Source organism: Pandoraea cepalis (assembly GCF_902459625.1).
Taxonomy (GTDB): Bacteria; Pseudomonadota; Gammaproteobacteria; order Burkholderiales; family Burkholderiaceae; genus Pandoraea; species Pandoraea cepalis.
Genome location: NZ_CABPRY010000002.1, coordinates 496,409 through 515,893 on the forward strand (window position 1 = coordinate 496,409; position 19,485 = coordinate 515,893).

The window sequence follows — 19,485 nt, forward strand, 5'->3', positions numbered from 1 at the left end:
CACCGCAACAACGAGCACATCTGAAAATCCCGCCGGCTGGCGGCGGCTTCTTAGGCTCACCCAGGCATCTTTTCTTTTAAAACCCTTATTGAGGAAAAGCGCCACGTTGATTGTTTTCGCTAACTACCAATAGTGTCAAGCCCTTTTTGAACGATAGAAGTTGTGCTCGATCAGGTTTTACCCTGATGCTTGTGCGTGCGCCGGGCCTGCGGAGACACGCCCTTGAAATTTGGGTTAAGCTGACTCATATGGGTGTGGCACGCCCCGGTGGTCGGGGCTGCGGCGCCTTGCTGGACAACGCGCGTAACGACGAGTGTTGGCATTCCGGTGGACGACCGGACGGCAGGCGGCAATCGGGACGCCGATGGCTTGCTGAACCCGGGAGTTGTTTAGAATCCACGTATGGCAACCTTACCGACAACGCATGACGACACCGTACAGGAGCGGCAGGAGCAACAGCTCAAGCCGCCATCGATGTACAAGGTGGTACTGTTGAACGACGATTTCACCCCGATGGAATTCGTGGTGATGGTCATTCAGGAATATTTCAATAAGGACCGGGAGTCTGCCACGCAGATCATGCTCAAGGTTCACCGAGAGGGCAGGGGAGTTTGTGGGGTCTTTACGCGCGACGTCGCGGCGACCAAAGTTGAGCAAGTTGTTAGCCATGCAAGGCAGTCCGGGCACCCGCTGCAGTGCGTGATGGAGGAAGCATGATTGCCCAGGAATTGGAAGTCAGCCTGCACATGGCGTTTATGGAAGCGCGCCAGGCACGACACGAATTCATCACGGTCGAGCACCTGTTGCTCGCCCTGTTGGATAACCCGACCGCTGCCGAAGTGTTGCGCGCCTGCGCCGCAAATCTTGAGGATTTACGGCAGAACCTGCGCAACTTCATCGCCGACAATACGCCGACGGTGCCGGGTAGCGACGAGGTCGACACACAGCCCACGCTCGGGTTCCAGCGCGTGATTCAACGCGCCATCATGCACGTGCAATCGACTTCCAACGGCAAGAAGGAAGTGACGGGCGCCAACGTGCTGGTCGCCATCTTCGGTGAAAAGGACTCCCACGCGGTCTACTACCTGCAGCAGCAGGGCGTGACGCGTCTGGATGTCGTCAATTTCATCTCTCACGGCATTACCAAGACGGGCGCGCCCGGCGAGTCGGCCAAGGCCGGCGAAGGCAGTGCCGAAGGGGAAGAGGGGGCGAACGCCAAGGAAAGCCCGCTCGCGCAGTACACCCAGAACCTCAACCAGTTGGCGCGCGACGGCAAGATCGATCCGCTCATCGGGCGCGAGGCGGAAGTCGAGCGCGTGGTGCAGGTGCTTTGCCGCCGCCGCAAGAACAACCCGCTGCTCGTCGGCGAAGCCGGCGTGGGCAAGACCGCCATCGCAGAAGGCCTCGCCTGGCGCGTGACGCGCGGCGAAGTGCCCGAGATCCTGCAGGACGCCACGGTCTACTCGCTCGACATGGGCGCGCTGCTCGCCGGCACGAAGTATCGCGGCGACTTCGAGCAACGCCTGAAGGCGGTGCTCAAGGAACTCAAGGAGCGCAACAACGCGATCCTGTTCATCGACGAGATTCATACGCTGATCGGCGCGGGCGCCGCGTCGGGCGGCACGCTCGACGCCTCGAACCTGCTCAAGCCGGCGTTGTCGTCGGGGCAGCTCAAGTGCATCGGCGCCACGACCTTCACCGAGTATCGCGGCATTTTCGAAAAGGACGCCGCGTTGTCGCGTCGCTTCCAGAAGATCGATGTGAACGAGCCGACCGTCGAGCAGACGGTGCAGATCCTGCGTGGGCTGAAGTCGCGTTTCGAAGAGCACCACGGCGTGAAGTACTCGTCGAGTGCGCTGTCGGCCGCGGCCGAGCTGTCCGCCAAGTTCATCACCGACCGTCACCTGCCTGACAAGGCCATCGACGTGATCGACGAAGCCGGCGCCGCCCAGCGCATTCTGCCGAAGTCCAAGCAGAAGAAGACGATCGGCAAGGGCGAGATCGAGGACATCGTGTCGAAGATCGCGCGCATTCCGGCGCAGAGCGTGTCGGCCGATGACCGCGGCAAGCTCCAGACGCTCGACCGCGACCTCAAGAGCGTGGTGTTCGGGCAGGACCCGGCCATCGACGCCTTGTCGGCCGCGATCAAGATGTCGCGTGCCGGGCTGGGCAAGACGGACAAGCCGATCGGCGCGTTCCTGTTCTCGGGCCCGACCGGTGTCGGCAAGACCGAAGTCGCGAAGCAGCTCGCGTTCACGCTGGGCATCGAGCTGATCCGCTTCGATATGTCGGAGTACATGGAACGTCACGCGGTGAGTCGTCTGATTGGCGCGCCCCCGGGGTATGTGGGGTTCGACCAGGGTGGGCTGCTCACCGAAGCCGTCACGAAGAAGCCGCATTGCGTGCTGCTGCTCGACGAAATCGAGAAGGCGCACCCGGACATCTTCAACGTGCTGCTCCAGGTGATGGACCACGGCACGCTCACCGACAACAACGGTCGCAAGGCGGATTTCCGTAACGTCATCGTCATCATGACGACGAATGCGGGCGCGGAGACGATCAACCGCGCGAGCATCGGTTTCACGAACGAGCGTCAGGCCGGCGATGAGATGGCCGATATCAAGCGCATGTTCACGCCGGAGTTCCGCAACCGTCTGGACGCGATCATCAGCTTCAAGCCGCTCGACGAACAGATCATCCTGCGCGTGGTCGACAAGTTCCTCATCCAGCTCGAAGACCAGTTGCACGAGAAGAAGGTCGAAGTGGTCTTCACCGACAAGCTGCGCGCGTTCCTGGCGAAGAAAGGCTTCGATCCGCTGATGGGGGCGCGTCCGATGCAGCGTTTGATTCAGGACACGATCCGTCGTGCGCTGGCCGACGAGTTGCTGTTCGGTCGTCTGACCAGCGGCGGGCGCGTCACCGTGAATCTGGACGAGCATGATCAGGTACAACTTTCCTTCCCGCAGGATGGCAACGCCCGTGCCGAACCGGAAGCGGCCGAAGTCGAGTAATCGTCAAGGCATCGCCCAATGAAAAAGCGCCGCTTCATGCGGCGCTTTTTTTGGGCCCTCGTCGGCCGGGGCGCGCCGCGGCCGCGTGGCGTCAGTGCTTGCCGGTGCTGCCGAAACCGCCCGCGCCGCGATCGCTCTCGGGGAACTCGTCGACGAGGTTGAACGTGGCCTGCACGACCGGCACGATCACCAGTTGCGCCAGACGCTCGAACGGATTCAGCACGAACGGCACATGACCCCGGTTCCAGGTCGAGACCATCAATTGGCCCTGGTAATCCGAGTCGATCAGTCCCACCAGATTGCCAAGCACGATGCCGTGTTTGTGGCCGAGGCCCGAGCGCGGCAGGATCAACGCGGCGTAGCCGGGATCGGACAGATGAATCGCCAGCCCCGTCGGCACGAGCACCGTCTGTCCCGGTTCAATGGTCATCGGTGTGTCGAGGCACGCCCTGAGGTCAAGCCCGGCGCTACCGGGCGTGGCATAGGCGGGCAGCTGCGAGCGCAGGCGTTCGTCGAGAATTTTGACGTCGAGGTTCATGGTCGTATGGCGTTGGATGGGGGATGGCTGTCGAAAAATGCGGCCGGGGACGCTTCGCGCACAGGCGGGCGCGTCCCCGGTGCCCGTCAGTCGGCGCTGCGCAACGAAAACGCTTGCGCGAGCAGTTCATGTGAGCGCAGCCGGGCGCGATAACTGCCGGCCACGGTCAGCACGACAATCTCGTCGGCCTCGAACTGTTCCTGCAACGCCAGCACGCGTTCGGTCACGCGCTCCGGGGTGCCGATGATACTACGCGGCTTCTCGCGCGCGATCACGGACAACTCCCGTTCACGATACTGCGCCGTGGCCTGCGCGCCTTGCTCAAGGCTCGGAATCGGCTCGTTCATGCCGTAAGCCATCTGCACGCGCCGAAGGTCTACGCCGGCTTCCAGGGCTTCGGCCTCGGCGTCGGAATCGGCACAGATGACGAAGAGCGCCACGGCGCAATAGGGTTTGCTCAACGCGCCCGGCGTGAAGCGCTCGCGGTACGCCTGCGTAACACGATGGCCATAATGGGCATTGATGAAGTGGGCGAAGCAGTAGCGCAGACCGAGCTGCGCGGCAAGCAGCCCGCCGAACTCGCTCGAACCCAGCACCCACAGCTCGGGGCGTGTTGCCACCGCCGGCTGAAGCAGCACATCGCGGTATGGGTGATCGTCGGCCAGCGTGTCGTTGAATAGGCCGGCCAGCTCGGCTACCTGTTGCGGGAAGTGCTCGCCGGCGTCGTACGGCCCTTTCGCAACGGCGCGCGCCGTGCGCATGTCACCGCCGGGGGCACGTCCGACGCCAAGGTCGATGCGATTCGGAAACAACGCCTCGAGCATCAGAAATTGCTCGGCCAGTTTGAACGGGCTGTAGTACGGCAGCATGACGCCGCCCGAGCCGACCCGCAGGTGCTTCGTCACGCTGGCGAGCCGGGCGATCATGACCTCCGGTGCCGGATTGGCCACACCACGCAACCCGTGATGCTCCGCGCACCAGTAGCGCGTGTAGCCCAGGTCGTCGGCGGCCTGCGCCAGTTCCACGGTCGCTGCGATGGCGTCCGCCACACTGTGGCCGTGAATTACGGGGGTTTGATCGAGGATCGACAGCTTGATGCGTGCCGCGGCCGTAGTCGTCATGAGTTCGAGGCTCCAGGTCGACGGCGTCGGACCATCGACATCGTAGTGATGCGAAATCAGTGGCCGCTGCCGGCGGACGAATCCGCCGGAGTCGCGACCGGGCCTGCGTGCGGCAGGCGCGCAATCATGAGAATCGCCACGATGCCACCGAGGGCACCGCACAAAAAGATCGAGGCGTAGCCAAAATAGTTGGCGACGAGTCCGGCCATCGGACCGATCAGGCCGAGCGCCAGATCGAAGAATGCCGAGTACGCCGCCAGCGCCGCGCCGCGGTTTTGCGGCGGGACCTGACGCAGCGCCTCCACGCCGAGGGCCGGGAAGACCAGCGAGAAGCCCACGCCGGTGAGTCCGGCGCCCACGAGGGCCATATCCGGGTTCACCGCGCCCCACAGCAGGAACTGGCCGATGGCGCTGAACACGAGCGAGGCCATGGCCACTCGGCGTCCGCCGAATCGATCGACGGCGTGCGCGAGCACGATCCGCATGCCGATAAAACACGCACTGTAGAGCGTGAGCGCGAAAGCGGCACCCGACCAGCCGTGGCTCGCATAGTAAAGCGTGATGAACGCGGCAATGACGGCATAGCCGATGCTGCCCAGCGTCATGGCCAGTCCCGGGCGCCATACCAGCCCCACCACTCGCAAGAACGGCAGGCGACTCCCGCCAATGGGCGCGGCTGCCGGTAGACGCAGCGCGATCGCGAAGGCGATGGCGGGCAGCGCGATGTTCACCAGCGAGACCGCCGTAAAGCCCGCCGATTGCAGCAGGTAGGCCCCGAACGGCGCACCGATGGCGATCGCCGTGTACATCGACACGCCTTGCCACGAAATCGCCTTGCTGGCGTGGGCGGCGCCGAGCAGGCCGATGCCCCACGACATGCCGCCGGTCAGGATCAAGCTTTCGCCGAAGCCGAGCACAACGCGTCCCGCGATGAGAATGCCCAGCGCAAGTGCCGGGTGCGGCACCATCGACGCGGCCAGATAGAGCACGCCCGCCGCGCCGCAGCCGCACAGGCCGGTCAGCACGGCGCGGCGCGGGCCGCGGGTGTCGACGGTGCGTCCGGCGTAGGAGCGCAGCAGCAATGTGACGACCGACTGGATGCCGATGGTCACGCCCACCACGAAGGCGCCGTAGCCGAGCGTTTCGTGCACGTAGACCGGCAGTACGGGCAACGGCATGCCGATCGTCATGAAACCGAAGAACATGATTGCGGCGAGCATGCCCAGGGTCCCGTAGACACTGACGGCGGGCCGCGCGGAGGTAGGAGGTTGCGTCATTTGACTTGTTATTGTTTGCGATGGCCTTCGAGGGTCGACGGCGGAAGGGCCGAAGGGCCGCAGCGCTGAGGCCGTGACGTCGAGCGTTGCCGCCAGTCTGTCAGCGTCGCCGGACAACGACGATGACAGACGAGACACCGATGAGACGGTGTGCGGCGCGCGGCATGGCGCAGACGTTCGTCAGCCCGGCACGCGCGAGGGAAGCCGGGCGGCGATTTCGGCGATCAGGCGTTGGGCGAGCGACGCCTTGTCGGCACGCGGCAGGTGTTGCTGCCCGGCCTCGTCGAACAGGATGACCTCATTGTCGTCCTGCCCGAACGTGGCCGGCCCGAGATTGCCGACGAGCAACGGCACCTGCTTGCGTTTGCGCTTCTGGGCGCCATGCGTCTCCAGATCGCCCGACTCGGCCGCGAACCCCACGCAGTAGGGCGGCGTCGGCAACTGCGCGACGGCCGCGAGGATGTCGGGGTTCTGCACGAATTCGAGCGTCGGCACATCGGCGTCGCCCGCCTTCTTGATCTTGTCGCGGGCCACATCGCGCACGCGCCAATCGGCTACGGCGGCCACCGCGATGAAGATGTCGTTGTGCGAGATGTCGGACATCACGGCGTCGTACATTTGCTGCGCCGTCTGGACGTTGCGGCGCGTGACGCCGTAGGGCGTCGCCAGCGCACACGGGCCGGCGATCAGATGCACCTCCGCACCGGCCTGCGCCGCGGCACGCGCGAGCGCGAAGCCCATCTTGCCGCTGGACAGGTTGGTCAGGCCGCGAACCGGGTCGATGGGCTCGAAAGTCGGGCCGGCGGTAATAAGCACGCGGCGCCCGGCGAGTCGCTTGGGCTGGAAGAAGCTGGCAAGCGCCTCGAACAGGTCCTCCGGTTCGAGCATCCGCCCGTCGCCGATTTCGCCGCAGGCCTGCTCGCCGCTGCCGGGGCCGAGGATCGCGATGCCATCGCCGCGCAGCGTCGCCGCATTGCGCTGAGTGGCCGGGTTGGCCCACATCTGACGGTTCATCGCGGGCGCCACCAGCAGCGGGCAATCGCGGGCCACGCACAGCGTGGACAGCAGATCGTCCGCCATGCCGTGCGCGAGCTTGGCGAGAAAGTCGGTGGAGGCCGGGGCGATGAGAATGGCGTCGGCCTCGCGCGAGAGGTCGATGTGCGCCATGTTGTTGTCGATGCGGCCATCCCACTGACTGGTGAAGACCGGGCGGCCCGAGAGCGCCTGCATCGTGAGCGGGGTGATGAATTGCGTGGCGGCCTCGGTCATCACGACCTGCACCGTCGCACCGGCCTTGATGAGCAACCGGGTGAGTTCGGCCGACTTGTAGCAGGCAATGCCGCCGGTCAGGCCGAGAACGATGGTCTTGCCCGCAAGTTCACCGCGATCCATAGGGAGTGCCTCCTCCAAAGTGCTGCGCGGCGCCTCCTGGGCGCCGCGACGGTGTTTTGCCTCGATCCGCGGTGCGCTATTTGCCGCGCCGCACGCGTCGCAGCTCGTCGATCACCAGCAGTACGGCGCCCACGCAAATGGCCGAGTCGGCCATGTTGAACGCCGGCCAATGCCAGCCGCCGACGTGAAAGTCCAGAAAGTCGATCACGTGGCCGTAGATCACGCGATCGATCACGTTGCCCAGCGCGCCGCCCAGAATCAGCGAGAGCGACAGGCAGAACATCTTCTGGCCGTTATGGCGCTTGAGCAGGAAGATGATCACGGTCGCCGCCACCAGGCCGAGCAGCGTGAAGAACCAGCGCTGCCAACCGCCTGCGGCTGCCAGGAAGCTGAACGCCGCGCCCTTGTTGTACACCAGCACCAGATTGAAGAACGACGTCAGCGGATGAAACTCGCCGTACTGGAACGTCTTCAGAATCGTCAGCTTGGTGACCTGATCGACCAGGATCGCGATGACCGCGACTCCAAGCCACGGGGCCAAGCCAAAAGCGGCGCCGCCGCGCGCGCCCCCATTGCCATTGCTGCGTCGTGCGCCCGTACGGGTGCCTGCCTTGCTTGCCATTATGCCGCGCTCCGGTGTTCGCCGCTGCCGAACAGATTCGACACGCAGCGGCCACAAAGGGTGGGATGGGCCGCGTCTGCGCCCACGTCTTCACGATAGTGCCAGCAACGCTCGCACTTCTGGTGCGAGGACGGCGTGACCATCACGCCTTCATCGGCTTCGGTCGCCACCTGGGTGACGGCCGCCGCCGACGTGATCAGCACGAAGCGCAGGTCGTCGCCGAGGCTCGCCAGCACCTCGTACTTGCGCCCCGAGACGCGCACGTCGACTTCGGCCTGCAGCGACGAACCGATCTGCTCCGCCGCGCGTGCCTCTTCGAGCGCCTTGGTGACGTCGCCGCGCACCGTGCGCAGGAGGTACCACTTCTCAAGCAGACGCGAGCCTTCCGCGACGTCCGGATAAGCGTAGTACGTCTCCGTGAAGATCGTGTCATTGCCCGGCTGGAACACCTGCCATGCTTCTTCGGCCGTGAACGACAGGAACGGGGCCATGAGCTTGAGCAGGCCATGCGTGATGTGGTACAGGGCGTTCTGGGCGGCGCGGCGGGCCGGCGAGTCCGGCGCGCTCGTGTACAGACGATCCTTCAGAATGTCGAGGTAGAAGCCGCCGAGGTCCTCGGAGCAGAACGTCTGGAGCTTGGCCACGACCGGATGGAACTCGTAGCGGTCGTAGTGGCCGAGCACTTCGGTTTGCAGCGACTGGGCCAATGCCACGGCGTAGCGGTCGATTTCCAGCCATTGGTCGGCCGGCAGCGCGTGCTTCGCGTGGTCGTAATCGGCCAGATTCGAGAGCAGGAAGCGCAGCGTGTTACGAATACGGCGATACCCTTCGGTCACGCGCTTGAGGATTTCGTCCGAGATCGACAGCTCGCCCGAGTAATCGGTCGACGCCACCCACAGGCGGATGATTTCGGCACCGAGCTTGTCTGCGACGTCTTGCGGCAGAATCGTGTTGCCGATCGATTTCGACATCTTGCGGCCTTGACCGTCGACCGTAAAGCCGTGCGTGAGCAGCGCCTTGTACGGCGGGCGGCCGTCGATCATCGAGGCCGTGAGCAGCGACGAATGGAACCAGCCGCGGTGCTGATCCGAGCCTTCCAGATACAGGTCGGCCGGGAAGCCCAGCTCATGCGCGTGCGAGCCGCGCAGCACATGCCAGTGCGTCGTGCCCGAGTCGAACCACACGTCGAGCGTGTCGCGATTCTTCACGTAATCCTTGGCCTCGTCACCGAGCAGCTCCACCGGGTCGAGCGTTTGCCACGCTTCGATGCCTTCGGTTTCCACGCGCTTGGCCACGGCTTCGAGCAGTTCCGGGGTGCGCGGATGCAGCGCGCCGGTTTCCCTGTGCACGAAGAAGGCCATCGGCACGCCCCATTGGCGCTGGCGGGAGAGCGTCCAGTCCGGGCGGTGCGCGATCATGTTGTGCAGACGCTGCTTGCCCCACGCCGGGAAGAACTCGGTGGCTTCGATGCCGGCGAGCGCGATCTCGCGCAAGGTCTTGCCGCCGCCCGGCGCGCCGTCGACCGGCTTCACGTCCATGCCGGCGAACCACTGGTTGGTCGCGCGGTAGATGATCGGGGACTTGTGGCGCCAGCAGTGCATGTAGCTGTGCGTGTACTTGAACGAGTGGAACAGCGTACCGGCTTCGCGCAGCGCTTCGACGATCTGCGGGTTGGCGTCCCAGATCGACTGGCCGCCGAACAGCGGCAGGCTGTCCTGATAGTGTCCGTCGCCCAGCACCGGCATGCGGATATCCGCGTCGGACATGCCATGCGCCTTGCACGACACGAAGTCTTCCACGCCATAGGCGGGGGCCGAGTGGACGATGCCCGTCCCCGTCTCGGTCGTCACGTAGTCGCCGAGATAGACCGGCGAGGTGCGCTCGTAGCCGGCGTCGGCCGTCGACAAGGGGTGACGGAAGCGGATCAGCGAGAGCGCTTCGCCCTTCGTACGCGCGATGATGTCGCCGTGCAGGCCGTAAGTCTTCAGGCAGTCTTCAACGCGTTCGCTTGCCAGAATCAACAGACCGCGCTCGGTCGAGACCAGCGCGTATTCGACTTCCGGGTGAACATTGAGCGCCTGGTTCGACGGGATCGTCCACGGGGTGGTCGTCCAGATGACGATGTGGCCGTCATCGCGCGGCAACTTCGGCAGGCCGAAGGCCTTCGCGACTTTCTCCGGCTCGGCGAAGGCAAAGCCGACATCGATGGCCAGATCGGTCTTGTCCTTGTACTCGACTTCCGCTTCGGCGAGTGCGGATCCGCAGTCGAAGCACCAGTTCACCGGCTTCAGACCACGGTAGACGTAGCCGTTCTCCATGATCTTCGCGAGCGCACGAAGCTCGTTCGCTTCGTTCGAGAAGTTCATGGTCTTATACGGGTTGTCCCAGTCGCCGAGCACGCCCAGACGTTTGAAGTTGGGCTTCTGGCGTTCGATCTGTTCCGCCGCGTAGGCGCGCGCCTTTTCCTGCACCTCGCGCACCGGCAGGTGCTTGCCGAACTGCTTTTCGATCTGGATTTCGATCGGCATGCCGTGGCAATCCCAGCCCGGCACATAGGCGGCGTCGAAGCCCGCCAGGCTGCGTGCCTTGACGATCATGTCCTTGAGGATCTTGTTGACCGCGTGGCCGAGGTGGATGTCACCGTTGGCATAAGGCGGGCCGTCATGCAGGATGAACTTCGGACGGCCTTTGCTTGCGCGGCGGATCTTGTCGTAGATCTTCTTGTCCTGCCATTGCTTGACCCACTGAGGCTCGCGCTTGGGCAGGTCGCCGCGCATCGGGAACGGCGTGTCCAGCAGGTTGACGGGATATTTGCTCGGGGCTTTCTTTTCGCTCATGGGGCTTCGCTACGAATTTGGAATGTCGGGTGTAGGGCGCTCGCGCCGTTGGCGTTGCAGGCGGGCCTTGTGGGCCGGAAGCGGCAACGCCCGGGCAGGTGCCAGTGGCGGCGGCGGGCCGCGCGCGAGGCGCTGGGCGCCGGCGCACGCGGGCGAAGATCAACTAATTCGGTCGGTGGCCGAGGTGGCAAAGTCGCGTCGTGCGCTTGGGCTGTTGGCATCCAGCGCATGCGCGAAGTAGGCGCGCGCCTCGCGCGTGTCCTGCGCGATGGCGGCTTCCAGTTCGGCCAGCCCGTCGAATTTGGCTTCGTCACGCAGCTTCTGCAGGAATTCCACACGCACCAGCTTGCCATAACAATCGCCGTCGAAATCGAGCAGGTGGACTTCGAGCAGCACGCGCCCGGAATCGTCCACCGTCGGGCGCCAACCCAGGCTGGCCACGGCGGGCAGCGGTCGGTCCGCCAGGCCATGCACCTGCACGACGAAAATTCCCGTGAGCGCCGGATGCTTGTGGGCGATGCGCAGATTGAGCGTTGGGAAGCCCAGCTTGCGGCCGAGCTTCATGCCATGCACGACATGGCCCGTGATCGCGTACGGACGGCCGAGCAGCGCATGGGCGCGCTCGAAATTGCCGTCGGCGAGCGCCGTGCGCACTTCGGAACTGGAGATCCGCACGCCGTCGTGCGCGATGGTCGGCATTTGTTCGACGACGAAATCGAAGCGACGGCCGGCATCGCGCAAATATTCGATGTCGCCCGCGCGTTTCGCGCCGAAGCGGAAGTCGTCGCCCACGAGCAGCCAGCGGGTGTGCAACCCGTCGACGATGATGTTGCGCACGAAGTCTTCAGGCGACTGGCCGGCGAAATGGGCGTTGAAGTGTTCCACCACCAGTCGGTCGACCCCATGCGAGCGAAGCGCCTCGAACTTGTCGCGCAGGTTGGAAATGCGCGCGGGCGCCCGGTCGGGCATGAAATACTCGCGGGGATGCGGCTCGAACGTCATCACACAAACCGGCAGGCCGCGTGCGGCCGCCGAGGCGCGAACGCGGGCGAGCAGCGCCTGGTGGCCCAGGTGCACGCCGTCGAAATTGCCGATCGTCAGCACGCAGGGCGCTTTGCTCTGCGCGTTGGGTAGACCCCGGAAGACTCGCACGATAATGGAAGCGTCAGGTCAGGACGTCGAGTTGAGCGTTGGTGGATAATCCCGCGCGGCGCGGTTGCGAAGACCCACCGGCCTGCGGCGACGGGGCGGGCCCAGGGCGGCGCAGGACGGCCGTTCCGACATTGCGGCGCCGCAGAACGTTGAATTATAAACGCTTCGCGGCCATCGCGGCGTACGACGCGGTCAATGCCACGTGTCTGGTGCGTCGCACCAATGATAAAATCCTGCGATGAAGAACATTGTCATCCTGATTTCCGGACGAGGCAGCAACATGCAGGCCATCGTCCGTGCCTGTACCGCAGAAGGCTGGCCGGCCCGCGTGGCGGCCATCATCACCAATCGCGCCGACGCCGAAGGCCTGGCATTCGCCCAGGAAAACGGCATCGCAACGGCCGTGGTGCCCAGCCAGGGCAAGACGCGCGAGGCGTTCGACGCCGAACTTGCCGCCGAGATCGATCGCCATCAGCCCGATGTGGTGGTGCTCGCCGGCTTCATGCGCATTCTCACGCCGGCCTTTACCGAGCACTACGCCGGCCGACTCCTGAACATTCACCCGTCGCTGTTGCCTGCTTTCCCGGGTCTGCAAACGCACGCCCGTGCGCTCGACGCCGGGTGCAAGGTCGTCGGTGCAACCGTGCATTTCGTCACGGCCGAGCTCGATCACGGCCCGTACATTCTGCAGGCGGCCTTGCCGGTGCGCACAGGAGACACCCCCGAGACGCTGGCCGAGCGCATTCTGCCGCTCGAACACATCATTTATCCGCGCGCCGTGCGCTGGTTCGTGGAAGATCGTCTGGTCGTGGCCGATGGCCGCGTGACGATCACGCCCGGGGCCGACGGCACGCCCGATCCGCAATGGCTTTTTGGTGAGGACGCATGAGCACCCGCCCGACACAGCGCCGCGATGGCGCCAATCAATCCGGTCATCGCGCCGGTGGCCGATCCACCGATACCCGTCAGCCGTCAAAGGGCGGGCAGGCGGGAGAGCGTCAGGAGCGATATGTCCGCCCTGACCGCTACGACCGTTCACGCAACGATCGCCGCCCGGAGGCGCCGCCCGCCGAGACGGCCCGCATGCGCGGCGAGCACCTGTCGCCCGCACTCTTCGAACACACGCAACGCCTGCTCGGCAGCGTGCTGACGTTCAGCGGCCCGGCCGATACGCTCGTGAGCACATACTTCCGCGCCAACGCCAAGCTGGGCCACCGCGAGCGCGGTGTGCTGGCGGAAACGGTCTTCGCCATTCTGCGCCGCAAGCTCGAATTCGGTCAGCACGCAGGCAGTGGCTCCGGGCCGCTGGAGCGACGCCTGGCACTGCTCGGGCTGGCGTTCACGCGCGGTCTGGCGTCGGTGCAACTGGTGGCAACGCCCGATGAAGTCTCGTGGCTCGAGCATGTCGGTCAGATCGACCCGGCAAGCCTGTCTGCACGCGTGCGCACCAATTTGCCGGAATGGCTCTACGAGCGTCTGGCCAAGCGATTCGACGGCACTGAGCTCGAAGCGCTCGCCGCCGTCCTCAACCAGCCCGCGCCGCTCGACTGCCGCGTGAACGTGGTCAAGGCGAACCGGGACGATGTGCTCGCGCAACTGCGTGCGGACGGCTTTTCGGCCGAACCGACGCCGTTCGCGCCCAACGGCATTCGTCTGTCCGGCAAGCCTGCACTGCAAAAGCATCCGCTGTTCGTCTCCGGTGCGATCGAAGTCCAGGACGAGGGAAGCCAGTTGCTGTGCCAATTGGTCGCGCCGCGTCGCGGGGAGATGATCGTCGACTTCTGCGCCGGGGCCGGCGGCAAGACGCTCGCCATCGGCGCGCAGATGCGTTCGACGGGCCGCCTTTACGCGTTCGACATCTCGGAAAAGCGTCTGGCGAAGCTGAAGCCGCGTCTGGCGCGCAGCGGCCTGTCGAACGTCTATCCGGTCATGATCGACAGTGAGAACGACAGCAAGATCAAGCGTCTGGCGGGCAAGATCGACCGCGTGCTGGTCGACGCCCCTTGCAGTGGGCTTGGCACGCTGCGTCGCAATCCGGATCTGAAATGGCGTCAGTCGCCACAGTCGGTCGCGGAACTCACGCAAAAGCAGGCGTCGATCCTCGCGAGCGCAGCACGTCTGGTGAAGCCGGGCGGCCGTCTCGTGTACGCTACGTGCAGCCTGCTGAGCGAAGAAAACGGTGCCATCGCCGAGGCGTTTGCCGCCGCACATCCGGATTTCACGCTGTTACCGGCGAATGCGTTGCTGGCGGCGCAGAAAATCGACATCGACACGGGCGAGTATCTCGAATTGCTGCCGAACCGCCACGCGACCGACGGCTTTTTCGCCGCCGTGTTCGAGCGACGTCCGGCGTAACGCCGTGCTCGGCGTCGGCTAACCAAAAACAAGAAGAGAGAGAGCGATGCAGGAAAGTCCGGCTTTCGCGAGATTGGTGCGGGACGTCGTGCGTGACGTCGGCGAACCGCAGATCGTCTGGCAGGTCGTGGCGCTCGCGGGGGCGCTCGTCGTCGCCTTCGTGCTGCGGCGCTGGATGATCGGCCGGCTCGACCGTCATTTCGAGCGTGTCGCGCCGGCGCGCCGGGCGGGGTCGTCGAGCCTGCGCCGCGCCTTCTTTCCGATCTTCGGCTGGATCTGCGTGGCGCTCACGCGCGTGGTGCTTCAGGACTACACGCACGTCTCGCTGCTCATGCTCGCGGAGGTGCCGCTCTTCGGCACTGCGCTCATCTACCTGGCGTTCTATCTCGCGCGCCGGTTGTTCGCCTCTTCTCCCCACGCGTCGGGGCTGCTGAAAGTCTTCGAGCGCGTTATCACGACGCTCGCCTGGCTGTCGATGCTGGCGTACGTGCTCGGTGTCCACGACGACATTCTGAAGTGGCTCGCCAGCGTGCGCTTCGCCGTGGGGGCGAGCCATCTGACGTTGCTCTCGATCCTCTCCGGCCTGCTCTGGATCGGCGTGACGCTCGTGCTGGCGATGTGGGTGGGGGCGCTGATCGAAGACCGGATCATGCGCACGGCCACGCTCGACGGCAATCTGAAGGTGGTGCTCTCGCGGCTGGTCAAGGGCGTGCTGACGCTGATCGCGGTGCTCACGACGCTGTCGTTCGTCGGCATCGACATTACGGTGCTCGGGGTGTTCGGCGGCGCGCTCGGCGTGGGGCTGGGCTTCGGTTTGCAGAAGATCGCGTCGAATCTCGTGTCGGGCTTCATCATCTTGCTCGACCGCTCCGTGCGCATTGGCGACCTCATTACCGTCAGCCCGTACCACGGTACTGTTTCGCAGATCAATACGCGCTATACGGTCGTTCGGGGGCTGGACGGCGTCGAAGCCCTGGTGCCGAACGAGCAACTGGTGACGAACGTCGTCCAGAATCACTCCTTTACCGAGACCCGCGGGCGCGCCAAGGTCAACGTGCAGGTGGCTTACAGTGCCGATGTCGAACTGGCGATGTCGCTGATGCTCAAGGCGGCCGTGGGCATTCCCCGCGTGTTGGCCGATCCGGCGCCTTCGGCATTGTTGTTGAACTTCGGCGCGGATGGGATGGATCTCGAAATGGGCTTCTGGGTGCAAGATCCGGCTCAGGGCAGTGGCGCGATTCGTTCCGAGATCAATTTGCGGATTTGGCGCACATTTCGCGAGCACGGTATTGAAATTCCGTATGCGCAGCGCGAAATACGCATTCTGAATGATTGGACCGAGGGCATGTCGGTCGGCGGTGCGCATCCGCTGGCGTTGCCGGCAGAATCGTCTGAACTCGCGCCACAGCAGGCCGAAGACGGCGTCAAGCGGCCCGCATAGCCCGGAATTGATGCTTTTCCCCGGGGCAGCGGGTTGACCTGCGACAAAATGCGTGGCGGGGACGTTACACACGGGCGTCAGTCCGTCAGGTAAAATGCTTGCCAAACCATAAAAACCCGACGTTCACTGGCACGTTTTCCGCCCATCTCGCCCCGGCATTCAGCAACTTGCCGATCTTCAGCGAATCCAAGCGTCAAGCGAGCTCAAGAACGAGACCTGACGCGACGGCCATCGATGCCTTATCGGCCCGACAAGACAAGACACGGCAGCGATGCCGTGATTGCTACCGTATTGATTAGTTTGGAGTGATATTTTGCTGGACAGTCTCCTTGGATTCATCTCGACCGGCCTGCTCGACTGGAGCGGCTGGAAGATCACCTTGTTCACGTTGATCGTCACCCATGTGACGATCGCGGGCGTGACGATCTACCTGCACCGTTGCCAGGCGCACCGCGCGCTCGACGTGCATCCGATCGTCGCCCATTTCTTCCGTTTCTGGCTGTGGATGACCACTGGCATGGTCACCAGCGAGTGGGCTGCCATTCACCGCAAGCACCACGCCAAGTGCGAAACGCCGGAAGATCCGCACAGCCCGCAAACGCGCGGTCTGTGGAAAGTGCTGGCCGAAGGCGCTGAACTCTATCGCGCCGAAGCGAAGAACGAAGAAACGCTGCGCAAGTTCAGCCACGGCACGCCGAACGACTGGATCGAGAATCATCTCTACAAGCGCTATCCGATTCTGGGTGTGAGCTTCATGATGATCATCGACATCGCCCTGTTCGGCGCGGTTGGCCTGACGGTGTGGGCCGTGCAGATGGTGTGGATTCCGTTCTGGGCGGCCGGCGTGGTCAACGGTCTGGGCCACTATTGGGGTTACCGCAACTTCAATTGCGCGGACGCGTCGACCAACCTGCTGCCGTGGGGCATCATCATCGGCGGTGAGGAACTGCACAACAATCACCACACGTACGCGACGTCGGCCAAGCTCTCGAACAAGTGGTACGAATTCGACATCGGCTGGCTCTATATCCGCGTGTTGTCGGCGCTGGGCTTGGCCAAGGTGAAGAAGATCGCGCCGACGCCGAAGCTCGCGAAGAACAAGGCGGCGTGCGACGATGACACCCTGCAGGCCGTGCTCTCGAACCGCTACGAAGTGATGGAGCGATACGCCAAGACATTCAAGCGTGCCTACGGTCAGGAACTGGCGCGCTTCAAGGAAAAGCGTCAGCTTGGCGAGTATCAGTTGCTGCGTGGCGCGAGCAAGTGGCTGCATCACGACGAAGCCTCGCTGCAAGAGCCGCAGAAGCAGCAGTTGGGTGAGATCTTCGCGCACAGCAATGCCGTCAAGACGTATTACGAACTGCGTCGTGAACTGGCCGGCATCTGGGAGCGCTCGAATGCATCGCGCGAACAGCTCCTGGGCCAGTTGCAAAACTGGTGCCATCGCGCCGAGCAGAGCGGTATTCACGCGCTGCAGGAGTTTGCGACCCGTCTGCGCCGTTACGCATGAACGGGCTCAGCCAGAAATTCGTTTTTGACGCATAATCAAAACCCCGCCAAGGCGGGGTTTTGTCATTCCCGGTCCCCCCTGCGGGCCACGTGAAAATGAACGCCTCAATCAAATCCGTAGAATTCGAGCGCCCCGCACCGAGCGGCGCCACGTGTGTTGCCCATGCGTGGGCACGGGTCCCGGATGCGCCATCGCAAGTAGAACGCGCAGCCCTCAAGGCCCGAATCAAGCGCCTGCTCGTAGAGCAGAATGCTGTGCTGGTGGCCCATTACTACGTCGACGCCGACTTGCAGGATCTCGCCGAAGAGACGGGCGGTTGTGTGGCCGACTCGCTCGAAATGGCCCGTTTCGGCCGAGACCATTCCGCCAAGACGCTGGTGGTGGCCGGCGTGCGTTTCATGGGCGAGACCTCGAAGATTCTGAGCCCCGAAAAACGCATTCTGATGCCCGATCTCGATGCGACCTGCTCGCTCGATCTCGGCTGTCCCGCCGATGAGTTCGCTGCATTCTGTGATGCGCATCCCGACCGAACGGTCGTCGTGTATGCGAATACCAGTGCTGCCGTGAAGGCGCGAGCCGACTGGATGGTGACGTCGTCGATCGGGCTGGAAATCGTGGCGCATCTGCACGCGCAGGGGAAGAAAATTCTCTGGGCGCCGGATCGCCATCTGGGCAGTTACGTCCAGAAGCAGACGGGTGCCGACATGCTCTTGTGGCAGGGCGCTTGCCTGGTGCACGACGAATTCAAGGGGACCGAGCTGGAAGTGCTGCGTCGCGAATTTCCGAACGCCAAGGTGTTGGTGCATCCGGAGTCGCCCGCCTCGGTGGTCGAGCAGGCCGATGTGGTGGGTTCGACGTCGCAGATGATCACGGCCGCCCAGACGATGTCGGCAACCGAATTCATCGTGGCGACCGACAACGGTATTCTGCACAAGATGCGCGCTGCGGCGCCGGGCAAGCGTTTCATCGAAGCGCCGACGGCCGGCAACAGTGCCACGTGCAAGAGTTGCGCGCACTGCCCGTGGATGGCGATGAACAGTTTGCAGAATCTGGCCGACGTACTGGCGTCCGGGCGCAATGAGATTCACGTGGATGCGGAGATCGGCCGCCGCGCCCACACCTGTATCGACCGAATGTTGAAGTTCGCCGAGGCGCGCAAGCAGAACGTCCGCGCCAGTGGCGATTTCGCGCGCGATGGTGCGCTGTTTGCCGGCGTGGGCCCCGCATGATGACGTCATCCAAAATGTTGAGTACCGACGAGGCGCTCTCGCCCGATTTCGCCGCGTTCGGCGAGCCGCTCGAGGCGGCGCTCGCGCGCAACGTACGCGACGCGCTCGCCGAAGACATCGGCGCCGGCGATTTGACCGGCTTGCTTGTACCGTCCGAGGAAATGGCGCACGCGCGCATCATCGTGCGTGAGTCGGCAGTGCTGTGCGGCGTGCGTTGGTTTGAGCGCTGCATGCAAGGGGTTGATGCCTCGGTGCGTGTGCAGTGGCACTACCGGGAAGGCGAGCGCATGACGCCCGACTCGGCGGTGTGCGATATCCACGGCCCGGCGCGCGCGCTGCTCACGGGTGAGCGCACTTCGATGAACTTCCTGCAATTGCTTTCCGGCGTGGCGACAGCGGTGCGTCGTTATTCGGATATCGTCGAGGGCACGAAGGCGCGGGTGCTCGACACGCGCAAGACATTGCCGGGCCTGCGTCTCGCGCAGAAGTTCGCCGTGCGCGTGGGCGGCGGGGCGAATCAACGCCTGGCGCTCTACGATGGCATTCTCATCAAGGAAAACCACATCGCAGCGGCCGGCGGCATTCGGCAGGTACTGGCGAACGCCGACCGTCTGGCCGACGGTGCGCCGGTGCAGATCGAGGTGGAGTCGCTCGAAGAGTTGGAAACGGCGCTGGAATGCGGCGCAACCTCGATCCTGCTCGACAACTTCACCTTGGAAATGATGCGCGAGGCGGCACGCGTCACGGATGGTCGCGCCGTGCTCGAGGCTTCGGGCGGGATCCATCTCGAAACGCTGCGAGCGATTGCGGAAACGGGCGTCGATCGGATTTCCGTCGGTGCACTGACCAAGGATGTTCGCGCGACCGATTTTTCGATGCGGATTCTGGAGACGGTGGGGTAAGCGCCGTCCGCGCTTGACGTGCTGCAAGATCGAAGGCCGCAGGGTGACCCTCTGCGGCCTTTTTTGTTTTTGTCGGTGCGGCTGTGTGCGTCGATCAG

The 19,485-nt window shown here is 64.2% G+C and carries 15 protein-coding genes; 8 read left to right on the forward strand and 7 right to left on the reverse strand.

Translation table 11 applies throughout. The features are described 5' to 3' along the window. The first annotated feature begins 402 nt into the window (after window positions 1-402). Together clpS and clpA are read left to right on the forward strand one after the other, a co-directional pair. Entirely contained in the window at window positions 403-717 is a 315-nt protein-coding gene (gene clpS, locus PCE31107_RS07170) for an ATP-dependent Clp protease adapter ClpS (RefSeq protein ID WP_010807118.1), read from the forward strand. Continuing rightward, window positions 714-3,011, forward strand: coding sequence for an ATP-dependent Clp protease ATP-binding subunit ClpA (gene clpA / locus PCE31107_RS07175; protein ID WP_017232770.1), 2,298 nt, complete (start codon window positions 714-716; stop codon window positions 3,009-3,011). Before clpS ends, clpA begins: the two co-directional genes overlap by 4 nt. 91 nt (window positions 3,012-3,102) lie before the next feature. Here clpA and dut read toward each other — a convergent pair whose 3' ends face one another. The 7 genes from dut to PCE31107_RS07210 all read right to left on the reverse strand — a co-directional run bounded on the left by dut (window position 3,103) and on the right by PCE31107_RS07210 (window position 11,950). Further along, window positions 3,103-3,549 (reverse strand): dUTP diphosphatase, encoded by a 447-nt coding sequence (dut, locus tag PCE31107_RS07180; protein ID WP_130026843.1) that lies wholly within the window; start codon window positions 3,547-3,549, stop codon window positions 3,103-3,105. 86 nt (window positions 3,550-3,635) lie between these two features. Continuing rightward, a complete protein-coding gene (locus tag PCE31107_RS07185) occupies window positions 3,636-4,670 on the reverse strand; it encodes an LLM class flavin-dependent oxidoreductase (RefSeq protein WP_150607394.1) in 1,035 nt (344 codons plus the stop codon). Between the two features lie 56 nt (window positions 4,671-4,726). After that, window positions 4,727-5,947: an MFS transporter gene (locus tag PCE31107_RS07190; protein WP_150607396.1), complete on the reverse strand. Its 1,221-nt coding sequence runs from the start codon at window positions 5,945-5,947 to the stop codon at window positions 4,727-4,729. A gap of 180 nt (window positions 5,948-6,127) precedes the next feature. After that, on the reverse strand, window positions 6,128-7,339 hold the full coding sequence (coaBC, locus tag PCE31107_RS07195; RefSeq protein WP_150607398.1) for a bifunctional phosphopantothenoylcysteine decarboxylase/phosphopantothenate--cysteine ligase CoaBC: 1,212 nt from the start codon (window positions 7,337-7,339) through the stop codon (window positions 6,128-6,130). A gap of 76 nt (window positions 7,340-7,415) precedes the next feature. Continuing rightward, window positions 7,416-7,961 carry a signal peptidase II gene (lspA, locus tag PCE31107_RS07200; protein WP_174966571.1) on the reverse strand — a complete coding sequence of 182 codons (546 nt, stop codon included), beginning with the start codon at window positions 7,959-7,961 and terminating at the stop codon, window positions 7,416-7,418. Then, the gene (ileS, locus tag PCE31107_RS07205; RefSeq protein ID WP_150607400.1) at window positions 7,961-10,798 is read right to left on the reverse strand and encodes an isoleucine--tRNA ligase; all 2,838 of its coding nucleotides are present in this window, start codon (window positions 10,796-10,798) and stop codon (window positions 7,961-7,963) included. The genes lspA and ileS overlap by 1 nt, the downstream gene beginning before the upstream one ends. A 159-nt stretch (window positions 10,799-10,957) precedes the next feature. Continuing rightward, a complete protein-coding gene (locus PCE31107_RS07210; RefSeq protein WP_130026838.1) occupies window positions 10,958-11,950 on the reverse strand; it encodes a bifunctional riboflavin kinase/FAD synthetase in 993 nt (330 codons plus the stop codon). Window positions 11,951-12,188: 238 nt separating this feature from the next. Between PCE31107_RS07210 and purN the strand changes: the two genes are divergently transcribed. The 6 genes from purN (at window position 12,189) to nadC (ending at window position 19,387) form a co-directional block, all read left to right on the forward strand. Further along, window positions 12,189-12,839, forward strand: a complete 651-nt coding sequence (purN, locus tag PCE31107_RS07215) for a phosphoribosylglycinamide formyltransferase (protein ID WP_130026837.1) — start codon at window positions 12,189-12,191, stop codon at window positions 12,837-12,839. Window positions 12,840-13,033: 194 nt separating this feature from the next. Continuing rightward, window positions 13,034-14,305 (forward strand): RsmB/NOP family class I SAM-dependent RNA methyltransferase, encoded by a 1,272-nt coding sequence (locus PCE31107_RS07220; RefSeq protein WP_150607652.1) that lies wholly within the window; start codon window positions 13,034-13,036, stop codon window positions 14,303-14,305. 46 nt (window positions 14,306-14,351) lie between these two features. Beyond that, a complete protein-coding gene (locus PCE31107_RS07225) occupies window positions 14,352-15,746 on the forward strand; it encodes a mechanosensitive ion channel family protein (protein WP_150607402.1) in 1,395 nt (464 codons plus the stop codon). A gap of 313 nt (window positions 15,747-16,059) precedes the next feature. Then, window positions 16,060-17,256, forward strand: coding sequence for a DesA family fatty acid desaturase (locus PCE31107_RS07230; protein WP_017232781.1), 1,197 nt, complete (start codon window positions 16,060-16,062; stop codon window positions 17,254-17,256). A 95-nt stretch (window positions 17,257-17,351) separates the two neighbouring features. Further along, the gene (gene nadA, locus PCE31107_RS07235) at window positions 17,352-18,485 is read left to right on the forward strand and encodes a quinolinate synthase NadA (protein WP_150607404.1); all 1,134 of its coding nucleotides are present in this window, start codon (window positions 17,352-17,354) and stop codon (window positions 18,483-18,485) included. A gap of 14 nt (window positions 18,486-18,499) precedes the next feature. Beyond that, window positions 18,500-19,387 carry a carboxylating nicotinate-nucleotide diphosphorylase gene (gene nadC, locus PCE31107_RS07240; RefSeq protein WP_130026835.1) on the forward strand — a complete coding sequence of 296 codons (888 nt, stop codon included), beginning with the start codon at window positions 18,500-18,502 and terminating at the stop codon, window positions 19,385-19,387. The last annotated feature ends 98 nt before the right edge of the window (window positions 19,388-19,485 follow it).